The sequence below is a fragment of the Marinobacter sp. HL-58 genome (assembly GCF_001314605.1).
In the GTDB taxonomy this organism is placed as follows: domain Bacteria; phylum Pseudomonadota; class Gammaproteobacteria; order Pseudomonadales; family Oleiphilaceae; genus Marinobacter.
On the sequence record NZ_LIHP01000016.1, the window covers coordinates 157,006 to 170,348 of the forward strand.

Here is a 13,343-nt window from a genome sequence, read left to right on the forward strand (position 1 = left end):
TCGATCTGTTGGTGCCGCATCAGGGCGTTATTGAAGACTCTTGCCACGGGCATCGGTGAACTTCGCACCGCCTTCGCCCACGATCAGGAGGTTGGTTCCGGAAAGCGGAACAACGTCCATCACGCCTTCCCGGTCATCCCGGGAGTAGGGCCGGAAGGACTCGCCACCATTGGTGCTCATCAGAACGGTTCCACCATTACCAACCAGGGTTATTCTGCCGTCGTCCGCAACCACCCCGTTATTCAGGGTCGCGCCGGCTTCGTTCGGAACCACTTTCCAGTTCTTGCCAAGATCGGTTGAAAGGAACATGTTGCCACGCAGGCCGAAGGCCAGAACCTCATTCACCTGGCCTGTGCCAATGGCCCCGAACAGCGAACCTTCATAGGGACTTTCACGCTTTTCCCAGCTTTCGCCACCATCCACGGACACATAGATCTGGCCAGCCTCGCCCACGATCACCAAGGCACCGCCAGTGATGCGGGAAATACCATTGAGGTGATAACCGTCAGGATTGTCGATTCTGGGCGACCAGTCCTGCCAGGTTTCACCACCATCAGTAGTACGCAGGAACATTCCGTAGGCACCCACTACAAAGCCGTGATTCTCATCTTCAAACCAGACATCAAGAAGCGGGTTCACCGGCCCGATGTCCAGATCCGACTCCATGTTTTCCATGGCGAAGAACAGATCGTCGAGGGCCCACTCAAGGTCGGCTTTTTCCTCTTCCGGAGCGTCCTCTATTTCCTGTTCCATCTCTTCGATCTGTTCCTGCAGGCTTTCAATCGACAGTTCGGCAGCTTCGATGCCGGTCAGCTGAAGCTCCCAGCTTTTACCCGCGTCTCCGGAATGCAGAATCACGCCACTGTGGCCCACGGCCCAGCCATGCGTGTCCGTGCCGAAATCAATACCATTCAGGGTTACGGAGACAGGGACCTGACCCTGCACCCAGGTTTTGCCCTCGTCTTCCGAAAAAATGATATGACCACGCTCACCAGCCGCCACGATACGCTCGCCCGCACGATCAGCATCGTTGAGCAGATGCTCGGCTGCGAGCAGGGTGGGCCGGGAAGGGGTTTCGATGATATCTGCAAGCGCAAACACCGAGGGCGCGGACAGTGCCATGGACACTCCAAGACAGGCCGCTCCCAGAGTCTTGCACATCAACCTTGTAGCCATTCAGATTGCCTATATGTTGTATTGAACTGTGTCACTCTGATGTCACCGGTATTACCGGCCGATACTATGAATGTACCGGTGGCCTTGCGGCCACCGGTACATTCGTCGCCATCCATTGCTGGCGAAAGTCTTTTCCATTCAACAGACGCGGGCGTTAACGTACACTCCTGCGGCGCAGGGATGCCGGCGAGAAATAACGCCGGTTGGGCACGTCGTCAGTGAACTTACGGGTGGAGTTTTCCTCGGTATCAAGGCCCAGCACATGGTAGCGGCGCGCTTGCAGGTCATGATACACGTCCAGAACAGTCCAGACGCCGGGAAGTTCATAATAGTTCTTCGCCATACCCATGGTCACGCGCCAGAGTTCGCCACGGCCGTCATACTGATCCAGCAGAACCGTATTCCAGCTGTCTGCATCCACATAAAAACGGCGCTTGCCATAGATGTGGCGTTCACCATCTTTCAGGGTAGCTTCCACCACGTGTACCCGATGCAGCTCCCAGCGGGTCAGGTCCGGGTTCAGGTGTGAAATTCCGAGGATATCGGAGTACTCCGTGCCTTCCTCGCCAAGACGGTAGTTGTTGTAGGGAATATAGATTTCACGCATTCCCTCATAGTTCCAGTTGAAGCGATCCAGCGCCCCGTTGAAGATATCCGTGTCATCGGCGGTTCTCAGGTTGTCCGCTGCCGCAATCGGGGAATCATAACCCAGGTTGGGAGCTCGCCGGACACGACGCTGGCCAGCATTATAGCCCCATCCGTTACGCGGATTGATAATCTGGTTCAGGGTTTCGTGAATCAGGATGGCACCACCGGCAAGACGGGCCGGAGACTGGGTGAACGACAGATAGTAGAATATGACGTTATCCAGCTCTTCTTCACTGCCTTCCGGATTGTAGTAGTTGAAGAATGCTTCCTGCTGGGAAGTAACCAGGGAGTAATCACCATTGGTCTGCACGGCAACTTCGCTGGAACGACGGGTAATATTGACTCCGCGCCAGCGGGTCAGGTGATTCCAGATAACCTGCCAGGCTTTTTCTTCATTGTTACCATGCAAAATGGGGAACGGATAACCGGCAAACGCACCGTCAATCCCCTCGCCCTGGCCGACGATTTCTGCATTAACAGCGTTCTCTCTGGTATTTTCAGCAACCCAGTCCGGCACCGCATGGGTACGCCTGCTCTGATAGACAGGAATGCGGAAGGTGGTCGGATAGGTGTCCAGCATGGCTCTGAGACCATCTGTCAGGTACTCATCATACTGGTCCATGTTTGACGCGGTAATGGTAAACAGCACTTCGTCATCCGGGAACGGATCGATATGATGCTGACCGCTGCCCTCGTAGCCGTCAGGTGCTTCCGTCAGCCCACCGGTCCACGCGGGAATCGTTCCAGCATCATTGCCGTCTTTCACGGAACCAAACGGAGTCAGGTCCTGCCCGAGGCGATCGGCTTCACTGGAAGAAACCGCGGCGCCCACTGGCAAGGCAAAGACGGAAAACGCAAACAGACTGCTCAGAATTACGTTGTTTTTGTACTTCATTGTTTAACCTTAAACCTGTCTGAAAGCCCTGAGTAAGGCTTTTCTTATTGTGTTGTCATGGAATATCGGCTCCTGACAGATTAGCCGATTGGCTAACATTGTCTATCGACCGAAAGTGCGATTTTGTATCCGCCTGTGACAGGCCCGGGCGGATACAATCCTTACATCCTCCTGTTATTGGCCGGCAAGGCTTTTGTGGACCACCTCAAAAACGTCGCGGGACAAGCCGGACTTGTCCCTGATGGACTCAAGTGCTGCCTTCATCCGCTCCCCGTGCACAGGAGCAAATTTACGCCAGCGGGTCAGCGGCGACACCAACCGCGCTGCGATTTGCGGGTTGCTGTCGTCCAGACGGCGCACCTGCTGCTCCAGAAACTCATAGCCCGATCCATCCTCGGCGTGGAAGGCAGGCAGGTTCTGTCCCGCAAACACACCGATCACCGAGCGGATCTTGTTGGGGTTCTTCCAGTCAAATGCCGGGTGAGCCATCAGCTCCTGAATTTTCTGCAGGCCGCCGGTTCGGGTGCTGCCGGCCTGAACCGCAAACCACTGCTCCACCACCTGCGGGTCGTCTTTCCAGGTATCATAGAAGTCCTTCAGGGCCTGTTCGCGCTCCTGTTCGTACCCGGAGTTCACCAGCGCACGCAGCGCGCCCATGCGGTCGGTCATGTTATCTGCACTGGCAAACTGACTTACCGCCAGCGCCCGCCCTTCCTCATCATCGGTATGAAGCAGCCAGGCCAGGGCTGTATTTCTCAGGCTCCTGCGGGCGACCGCGTCCGGGGTTACCTCATAAGCTCCTTCAACGGAGTTGCGGCGGTAACAGGCCAGCAATTCGTCCCGCAGCGAGGCGGCCAGGTGCCCAAGCACCCGCTCCCGGGCCTGGTGAATGGCAGGCACATTGGGCTTGTCTGCCAGCTCAATCAGATAGGCCTCTGAGGGCAGCTGGAGCATTTTCGCAACCAGCGCCTGATCGAGGGAAGTATCGGTTAACAGGCCCCGGTACGCTTCCGTTAACCCGGAATCGACCGGTTCATCGCCGGCATTACCCACCAGCCCGTTAATAACATCAACAGCCAGCCTCTGGCCGGCGTCCCAGCGGTTGAATCCGTCCGGATCGTGGCTCATGAGAAACATCAACTGCTCACGTGTCCAGGGATAGAACACCCTGACCGGCGCCGAGAAGTTTCTCAGCAGAGACGGCACGGGGCGCTCGGGCAGATCGTGGAATTCGAAGGTATGACTGGCTTCCGTCAGTTCAAGAACCCGGTCTGTGGGCGCGTCTGTATCACCGGCATTCAGCTTCAGCGGCAGAGGTTCGCCAGCAGCGCCCAGAAGGCCAACGGCAAACGGAATGTGCTGTGGCTTCTTGTCTTTCTGGCCCGGGGTGTCAGGGATGGACTGCTCGATGGTCAGGCGGTAGATCCCGGCGGCCGGGTCGTAGTCATCCTTTACGGTCAGCTCCGGGGTGCCTGCCTGCTCATACCAGAGACGGAACTGGGACAGATCACGGCCACTGGCATCCTCCATGGCTTTGACAAAATCGTCCGTGGTTACTGCCTGGCCGTCATGGCGTTCAAAGTACAGGTCACTGCCCTTGCGGAACATATCAGGGCCGAGCAGCGTATGAATCATGCCAACCACTTCCGACCCTTTTTCATAGATGGTCAGGGTGTAGAAGTTGGTAATCTCCATGTAGGACTCCGGGCGCACCGGATGAGCCATGGGGCCGGAGTCCTCGGCGAACTGGGCCGTGCGCAGCATGGTGGCGTCTTCAATACGTTTGACCGTGGGTGAACCCATATCGGCGGAGAATTGGGAATCCCGGAAGACCGTGAAGCCTTCTTTCAGGCTGAGCTGGAACCAGTCGCGGCAGGTAACCCGGTTGCCGGACCAGTTGTGGAAATACTCGTGGGCAACAATGGACTCGATACGCTGGAAGGCCAGATCGGTTGCGGTTTCCTGGCTGGCCAGTACACAGGAGGAGTTGAAAATATTCAGCCCCTTGTTTTCCATGGCTCCCATGTTGAAATCATCCACCGCGACGATCATGAAGATATCCAGATCGTATTCACGGCCATAGACTTCCTCGTCCCAGCGCATGGCGCGCTTCAGGGAATCCATGGCGTGATCGCATTTTTCGGCGTTGCGGGGCTCCACATACATGCGCAGGTCGATATCACGCCCTGACATGGTATGGAAACGGTCCTGTTTCTCCACCAGATCCCCCGCCACCAGTGCGAACAGATAGCTCGGCTTGGGGAACGGATCCTCCCAGGTTACAAAGTGCCTGCCACCCTCCAGGCCACCCTTTTCAACATCATTGCCATTGGACAGAAGTATCGGGTATTTCGACTTGTCTGCCTCAATGCGGGTGCGGAAACGCGCCATCACATCCGGACGATCCGGGAAGTAGGTGATGCAGCGGAAACCCTCTGCCTCACACTGGGTACAGAACATACCGGATGATTTGTAGAGGCCCTCCAGACGGGTGTTGTTCTGTGGTTCGATCCATGTCACCACACCCAGCTCGAAGCGGTCCGGCACCTCATGGATGACCAGTCGGTCAACGCTGTCATCATAGGCGCCTCTGGCCAGATCGTTGCCATCCAGGCTGAGGGATTCCAGTGTGGTCAGAGAATCGCCGTTCAGCTCGAGGCTTTTATCCGCACTGTCACTGTCCGGGTTACGGCGCATGGACAGAACACTGTGCACCCGTGCCCCGTCCTCAAACAGCTCGAAGCGCAGGTCCACGTGGTCCACCAGAAAAACGGGGACGCGGTAATCCTTGAGGTAAATGGTCTGTGGCTGGCTGGTACGCATTCGCTATCTCCAGAAATTGTCGGGGCCGCTTCAGGCGTTCGGGAAGACCCGGAAGCGGACTTCATAACCTGTGTACTTGCGGATATTGATCACCCCGGTGTCGAGAATGAGATACTGGCCCTTGATCCCCTGGAGCACACCTTCCGCCGTGGGTGTTTTGTCCAGATTATGGGTTTTTACCTTCTGGGGCCACACCTGCACCGGGTAACTCAGTGCAAGACTGTCTTCCTCGACAGCTCTGATGGCGTTTTCGCCATGGCTCGCCCGCAGTTCTGCCAGATCATCGGCTATCAGGGCCAGAATGCGGCGGCGCTCCTGTGCCAGATCCAGCTCCGGCACCTCGCCCTTCAGCATGGCCCGCCAGTTGGTACGGTCGGCAACATGATTCTTGCAGGCCACTTCCACAAAGCCGGCCAGCTGGCGGGTGGCGACCCTGACCATCGGAATGGCATCCACCGCTCCCTGGTCAATCCAGCGGGTGGGGACTTGCGACCCACGGGTAATACCGACTTTGAGACCGGACGAGTTGGCCAGATAGACCACATGTTCAATCATGCAGTGGGTTTCGCCCCACTCCGGCTCACGGCAGGTGCCTTCATGATAGTGGCACTTTTCCGGGCTCATGATACAGCTGTCGCAGGCCGCCAGTTTGCGGAAGCAGGGATAACAATAGCCCTGATTGAAGCTCTTGCCGGTTTTGCGATCGCAGTGAATGCAGCGAATCACGCCGTCAAAATCAAGCTGCAGCGGGTAACCCACCATCTCGTTCAGAGGGACGAGCGTGTCCCCTACCCGGATGTTGTAGCTGACAGGATTACCGGGCTCGGCCGGCATCTTGCGCAGTCGGCCTGTCACATCAACCAGTGCCGTCAAGACTTCACCTCGAAGTACTGGCCGGAGTCCGCCGTGCCGTTGGCAGAGGTTCCGGTGGTTCGTGCCACGCTGGGATCACAGGCCGTGCCGGCTTTTTTTCCACGATCGAGGTAACCGACCCGCTGCTCCATGGGAACCTGGTGATGGTCTTCGTAATAGATCACCGCTTCCATGCAGATCGAGCGCTGTTCGTCGTTCAGCTTGCGGCCATCCGGCCATTTCCCCAGCTCCAGGGCGCGCTTGAGGCTTTGATAGACCGCCGGATCCAGCCGCTTGATCAGCTCTTCGTATGTCATTTCATCCTCCAGTCACTGTTCGTTCGCACTGCTCATTCGAAATACGGCAAAAAAAGTGCACAAACCCGTTGACAGCAATAAACGATAATGATTATCATTAACTCACCAAATGACGAAGGTCGTGTTCATTTGGTCTCTCTCATCAGGAGCTAAACGCTCTTTTCATGCCCCGCGGTTTCGCGGGGCTTTTTTTGGTACCGGCAAAATGGCCGCCAGTGCCAGACCCGCCACGAAGCCACCCAGATGGGCTTCGTTCGCCATCCGCCCCAGCCCCAGCACTTCCGGAAACGGCGTGAAACCAATCACCATCCAGGCCACGGCAAAGGTAATCAGTGCCGGAGGAAACTGGAACCTGGGCACCCGACGCTGGCTCAGCCAGCAATAGCCGAGTATGCCGTATACCACACCGGACAACCCGCCAAACAGCGGGCCCGAGACAATGTATTGCAACCCGTTGGACAGCAGACTGGTCACCACGAACAACACCAGCAGGCGGCTGCGGCCATCAAACCATTCGATCTGGCTGCCCAGGAACCACAGCATCACCGAATTGAATATGATGTGGGTCCAGCTGAAGTGGAGAAAATCCGGGGTAATGAGCCGCCAGACCTGGCCGCTCCCAAGCGTTGCAGACAATGCCTGGATACGCTCCGCCATGGTGCCCCAATCATACACCCGGGGGTCTACAAACATCAGCAGTGTGGATAACTGGTTCTGCCCCATGGCGGTCACCCAGGCCATCACCAGGGCCACCACAATCATGCCCAGCACTATCGGTGCGTGTCGCGGTGACGGCTGCCACCGGCCTCCGACGAACACCGGTGACCGGGCGGTTGTGTTCACCGCCTTCTGGATGTCCGGCTCACTCAGAAAACGCTCAAGGGCCTGAAGCACCGGCTCTGTGTGTTCGGGGTTTTCCAGCCAGAGAACCTGGTACCCGCCTTCCTCGGTAATCCGGTGCCCCACGCCCTGCTCTCTGAGCCAGCGACTGAAGCCCTCCAGATTGACCGTGGTCTCTATCTGCTTGATACGGTACACAGGCTACCTCGCCACGCTGTCTTCGCTGGTGGGATACTCGGGCTGTTCCGGGCGCTCCACATCCACCCAGACAAACTTGTCGCGGGAGAGAGTTCGTTCACCATCCAGCCGGTAGGCCACCAGTTTGCCGTATTTGACGGCACTGAAATCGATGCAGGCAACGTTGTGCTTCAGCGGCGCCGGCTCGCCTTCCATCCAGTAATGCCCTACAAACACAGGGGGGGCCGACGCCGGGTAGCTGATCAACTGGCTGCGTTCCGCATCCGTCAACTCGCGGCGGGCCACCTCTTCCGGCAACGGGTCCGGCTGGAACACCACATCCGCGTAGGTTCTGGGGTTATCAGCCCAGAACTTGGTGCGGAAAAACTCCCGGACATAGCCGTCTTTCCCGGTGATTTTCACGCCCGGCGGCAATCGCAGGTCAGTGCCACGTAGCAGGGTGTCCATCACCTGGCCGGCGAAGGACTCGATGGCGGCGGAGGCATGGAGGAAGTCATCATCGATACAGGCGCCGCCCTGGCTTTCCTTGAATTTGTTGATCAGGTCACTGTCCCAGCACGCATGCACGGCCCGGAAATCCGGCTCGTCGATAAACAGCGGGATGGTGTAGAACCATTCGAGAAACTCGTTCCACTCATGGGGGTAGTGCTCGAACTGCTCCAGGGTTTCACGGATCAGCCGGTCGTGGCGGGCATTGTGTTCCCGCAGGAATTTCTTGCCACTGCCCGGCCGTGCGCGGGTACAGTAACCCAGCGCGTTGTATTCATGATTGCCCATCACGATACGCGCCGAACCATGCTCCACCATGTCCCGCACCAGGTGCAGGGCTTCCCGGATACGCGGCCCCCGGTCAATGATGTCGCCGATAAAAATAGCCTGCCGCCGCGGATGCTCGTATATGCCGTTGACCTTGCGATAACCCATCTGCACCAGAAGGCGCTCAAGAGTGTGCGCGCAGCCGTGAATGTCGCCGATAATGTCGTAGCCGCGGCTAGCGGATCTTGCCTGTGATGCCATGGTGTTAACTCGCTGAAATCTCACTGGCCCAGCCCAGCTTGTCCCGGCATGTGGCGTAAAAATTGTGATCCGCCGGATGAATCAGGCGAATCTTGAAAGGCTTCTTGGTGATACGGATGATATCGCCGGGTGCGCAGGCAATGTTCATTTGCCCGTCAAAACTGATCTGTGGATAGGTTTCGTTGGTCTCACCAATCACCAGTTTGATCTCGCTCTTGCCATCCACCACGATGGGGCGGCTGCTCAGGGTGTGAGGGAACATGGGCACCAGCACAACGGCATCCAGCTTGGGATGCATAATCGGCCCGCCGGCCGACAACGAATACGCCGTCGAGCCGGTAGGAGTAGACACAATAAGCCCGTCTGATCGCTGGCTGTATACGAAATGTCCGTCAATATACAGATCGAAGCCGATCATCCGGGTGGATTTGCCGGGATGAAGCACCACATCGTTCAGCGCGGTTCCGAAGCCGAGTGGCTGGCCATTGCGTTCAACATGCCCGTCCAGCAGGAAGCGTGTTTCTTCGATGTACTCACCCTGGAGCACCTTGCCCAGCCGCTCTTCCAGGTCCGACGGTGATATATCGGTCAGGAAGCCCAGGCGACCGCGGTTCACCCCCAGCAGCGGAATCTTGGATTTGGCCAGCTCGCGGGCTGCGCCAAGCAGACTTCCATCCCCGCCGACCACGATCACCAGATCACAGATTTCCCCCAGAAGCTTCTTGCTGGCCACCTGCAGGCCGTGGCCCGGCAGCATACTGGCGGTGTCTTCTTCAATGATCACGTGATAGTGGTTGTTCACCAGGTACTGTTTGAGCTGACGCAGCGACTCGACCACTTTGACACTGCCCATGCGGCCAATCACGCCAATGTTTCTGAATTGATCCATGAAGCTTCCTGTGGATGTCTGTATGGGCCGGGATCGATCTGACAGGTCTCCCGGGAACGTCTGGGAGACCATAGTAACGAAATACGGCCTGATTCTGAAAAAAGATGCCGATACGGGCAGACGCTGGCGGGTTATTTTTCGTCCCGGGGCTGGTGATTCCCGCAGCGATCATCAATTCCCGGGCGGAAGTCCGCGGGCTGGCTGACCCGCATTACCGGCTCTTCACACAGTGTTCTGTCGTCGTTCTGGTGGTGACAGACAGGTTTCTCGTAATGCTCCAGCCACTCCCTGTAAGCGGGCTCGTTGAGGCCACAACGTTCTGCTGCATAGGCGACCGGGTTGCGGAAATAGGTTTCAATATCGTCGTACGGCAGAGTCAGGTGACCAACGCCGGGGTGATAGGCCACCAGAAATACCGACTGGCCCTGCAAATGGTCCATGACCGAGTTTTCGACGGGTGTCTGATGGCGAAGGTCGTAATTTTCCTGTTCCAGGGCGACGATTTTTTCATCCCGAAGCTCCAGCTCACGCTGCCGGCGCTCCAGTTGTTCCCGCAACAACACCACCTCCGCATCGGCCGTTGCGTCCTCACGCTGCTTGCGCTCATCCCCGCCGGTTATCTGCTCCTGCATGGTCAGGTATTGTTCATTGCGCTCGGCAAGGCGCTTTTTCAACTGTTCGTTGCTGAGTTTCTGGCGTTCGTATTTTTGCTGAAGTTCCGCCATTTCGTTACGCAGTGCCTGCATTTCATGGCGGTTTTCACGCTGGATATCAGACAGTGCATCCCGGTGGACACTTTGCAGGGTTTTTATACGAAGCCGTTGCTCACGGATAACCCGGGCCAGGCGCACGCGATCAGCGGAGGGCTCCATGTCATCAGAGGAGCGGGATTCATCGCCGAGAACGGGGATATTCTCTTCCGGGGCCGGGTCAACTTTCCGGAGTTTCAGGCTGTTGGCATCGACAGCACGGCGAATGGCCTGGAAGTGGTTGCTCCCGGGCGTCATATCCGGGTCCCACAACTCTTCGGCGTTCACCGACTTCGGGCACTGGCTACGGCACACCAGGCGGATCGGGCCGGCTCCCATGTCCGGACCCTTGGCCCCCTTTCTGGCAAGCTTCTCCACCGGCAGATTCCAGTGGCTGTCGGCCCTGCCCTCTTCATCGAAATAAATGCGGAAAAACACCAGAGACCGCACCAGAAGGTCCGTGCCCAGAAGCACATACACCGCCTTCACATCGGAGTCCGCCAGATCGGAAAGCCCGACATAGCCATCCAGAAAGGCACCGAACTCGGAAGCACGCATCTGCCGTGACACATTGCTGCCATCCATGAAAAACACGGCCGAATAACTATCGTTTGCCTGGTCGGCAGACCCCATTGCTGACTCCCCACTTTCCGAAAACCTGACAGCAACACGGTAAACACCGGGCCGGCGTTCCGTTTTTACCATCAGATACCAGAAACCGGCCGCGCACGGTCAGTACGGGCCGGTTTCAAACTGACAGACTTCCGGATAATAGTCTAGCGGGTCAATGCCCGCCGGACAGGGGAAAACTGCAACGTTTTGTGATCATGGGGCCTGACGCACGCTTCTGTCTGTCACAGCTGGGCTGCCAGCCGGCTGCCCTGATCTATAGCGCGCTTGGCATCCAGTTCCGCAGCCACATCCGCGCCTCCGATCAGGTGAACCTGAATGCCCTCGGCTTCCAGGCCGCCCTGCAGTTCCCGCAGCGGCTCCTGTCCGGCGCAGATCACGATGGTATCCACCGGCAGCACCCGGTCTTCCCCCTGTTCCGCCCCTTTCGGCGTGACGGTGATGTGCAGGCCCTCGTCATCAATCCTGCGATAGCTGACTCCCGGCACCATCCGGACCTGACGGTTTTTCAGGGACGTCCGGTGAATCCAGCCGGTGGTCTTGCCCAGGTTCTTGCCCACCTTGGAGGCCTTGCGCTGCAGCAGGTAAACCTCACGGGCCGGCTCGGGTACTTCCGGCTCCATGCCCTGAATTCCGCCGCGGTGCTCAACGCTCAGGTCCACACCCCATTCGCGCATGAAATGCTCCGGATCCAGCGCCGCAGACGTACCCTTGTGAACAATGAATTCAGCGACATCAAATCCGATACCGCCGGCGCCGATTACTGCCACCTTCCGGCCAACGGGCTTACGCCCCAGCAAGGCATCCAGATAGCCGATCACCTTGGGGTTATCAATACCCTCGATGTCCGGTGTACGGGGGCTGACACCAGTGGCCAGCACCACATGGTCGAACCCGCCGGCGTTGAGATCCTCCACATCCACACGGGTATTCAGGCGAACATCCACGCCATGCTTGTCCAGCATCACACGAAAATACCGCAGGGTTTCGTAAAACTCCTCCTTGCCCGGAATCAGCTTGGCCACATTGAACTGGCCCCCGACTTCGCTGCCGGCATCAAACAGAGTGACCTGGTGGCCCCGTTCCGCGGCCACCGTGGCGAACGCCAGGCCCGCCGGGCCGGCGCCGACGACGGCAATATTCTTCGGCGCTGCCGTCTTGATGTAGGCAAGCTCGGTTTCATGACAGGCACGGGGATTCACCAGGCAGGAGGTCAGCTTACCGCTGAAGGTGTGGTCCAGGCAGGCCTGGTTACAACCGATGCAGGTGTTGATCTCGTCGGCGCGGTCTTCCGCAGCCTTGCGCACCAGGTCCGCATCCGCCAGGAATGGCCGGGCCATGGACACCATGTCGGCATCGCCTTCGGCCAGGATTTTCTCGGCAACCTCCGGCATATTGATGCGGTTGGTGGTCACCAGGGGAATACTCACTTCGTCTTTAAGGCGGGCGGTTACCTTGGTAAAGGCACCCCGGGGCACGGAGGTGGCAATCGTTGGTACCCGGGCCTCATGCCAGCCTATACCGGTATTGATGATGGTGGCGCCGGCCTTTTCAATTTCCTTGGCCAACTGCACCACCTCGTACCAGGTGCTGCCATCCTCGATCAGGTCCAGCATCGACAGACGGTAAATCAGGATGAAATCATCGCCCACACGCTCCCGGACCCGGCGAACAATCTCGATAGGCAGGCGAATGCGGTTTTCATAGGAACCGCCCCACTGGTCGGTGCGGTGGTTGGTGTGAGCCACGATGAACTGGTTGATGAAGTAGCCTTCGGAGCCCATGATCTCCACGCCGTCGTAGCCCGCTTCCCGCGCCAGGGCCGCGCAGTTCACGTAATCACTGATCTGTTTTTCGATGCCTGCTTCGTCCAGCTCTTTCGGTTTCAGGGGATTGATGGGCGCCTGGATGGCAGACGGGGCCACCAGTTCCGGATGGTAGGCGTAGCGGCCGGCGTGCAGAATCTGCATACAGATCTTGCCGTCAGCCTCATGCACCGCCCGGGTGATGATCCTGTGTTTTTCCGCCTCTTCCGGCGTACTCATTTTGGCGGCGTGCTGGAAGACGGCGCCTTCCACATTCGGCGAAATTCCCCCGGTCACGATCAGGCCCGCACCACCGCGGGCGCGCTCAGCGTAAAAGGCTGCAAGCCGCTCGAACCCGTTCTTTGCTTCCTCCAGCCCGGTATGCATGGAGCCCATCAGTGTGCGGTTGCGAAGACGGGTGAACCCGAGGTCCAGCGGTTCAAGCAGATTGGGGTAACGTGTCACGCCAGGGGTGGATGCGGTCATGATCTCTCTCCTCTCGTT

At 58.0% G+C, this 13,343-nt stretch carries 10 protein-coding genes; all 10 read right to left on the reverse strand.

Features of this window, described 5'->3' with window-relative positions:
- Positions 1-27: 27 nt before the first annotated feature.
- Entirely contained in the window at positions 28-1,122 is a 1,095-nt protein-coding gene (locus HLUCCO03_RS13180; protein ID WP_292016719.1) for a YCF48-related protein, read from the reverse strand.
- Between the two features lie 208 nt (positions 1,123-1,330).
- Positions 1,331-2,719 carry a DUF1329 domain-containing protein gene (locus HLUCCO03_RS13185; RefSeq protein ID WP_027831410.1) on the reverse strand — a complete coding sequence of 463 codons (1,389 nt, stop codon included), beginning with the start codon at positions 2,717-2,719 and terminating at the stop codon, positions 1,331-1,333.
- A 174-nt stretch (positions 2,720-2,893) separates the two neighbouring features.
- Complete coding sequence (pepN, locus tag HLUCCO03_RS13190; protein WP_027831409.1) at positions 2,894-5,542, reverse strand: aminopeptidase N; 2,649 nt, start codon at positions 5,540-5,542, stop codon at positions 2,894-2,896.
- A gap of 30 nt (positions 5,543-5,572) precedes the next feature.
- Complete coding sequence (locus HLUCCO03_RS13195; protein ID WP_027831408.1) at positions 5,573-6,415, reverse strand: DUF2797 domain-containing protein; 843 nt, start codon at positions 6,413-6,415, stop codon at positions 5,573-5,575.
- Complete coding sequence (locus tag HLUCCO03_RS13200; RefSeq protein WP_027831407.1) at positions 6,412-6,711, reverse strand: DUF1315 family protein; 300 nt, start codon at positions 6,709-6,711, stop codon at positions 6,412-6,414. Before HLUCCO03_RS13200 ends, HLUCCO03_RS13195 begins: the two co-directional genes overlap by 4 nt.
- 162 nt (positions 6,712-6,873) lie before the next feature.
- Positions 6,874-7,749 (reverse strand): rhomboid family intramembrane serine protease, encoded by an 876-nt coding sequence (locus HLUCCO03_RS13205; protein WP_027831406.1) that lies wholly within the window; start codon positions 7,747-7,749, stop codon positions 6,874-6,876.
- 3 nt (positions 7,750-7,752) lie between these two features.
- Positions 7,753-8,766, reverse strand: coding sequence for a metallophosphoesterase (locus HLUCCO03_RS13210; RefSeq protein ID WP_027831405.1), 1,014 nt, complete (start codon positions 8,764-8,766; stop codon positions 7,753-7,755).
- A 4-nt stretch (positions 8,767-8,770) separates the two neighbouring features.
- On the reverse strand, positions 8,771-9,655 hold the full coding sequence (locus HLUCCO03_RS13215; RefSeq protein ID WP_027831404.1) for an NAD(+) kinase: 885 nt from the start codon (positions 9,653-9,655) through the stop codon (positions 8,771-8,773).
- A 131-nt stretch (positions 9,656-9,786) separates the two neighbouring features.
- Entirely contained in the window at positions 9,787-11,037 is a 1,251-nt protein-coding gene (locus HLUCCO03_RS13220) for a DNA repair protein (protein ID WP_027831403.1), read from the reverse strand.
- Positions 11,038-11,258: 221 nt separating this feature from the next.
- Positions 11,259-13,325, reverse strand: coding sequence for an NADPH-dependent 2,4-dienoyl-CoA reductase (locus HLUCCO03_RS13225; RefSeq protein WP_027831402.1), 2,067 nt, complete (start codon positions 13,323-13,325; stop codon positions 11,259-11,261).
- Positions 13,326-13,343 lie beyond the last annotated feature (18 nt).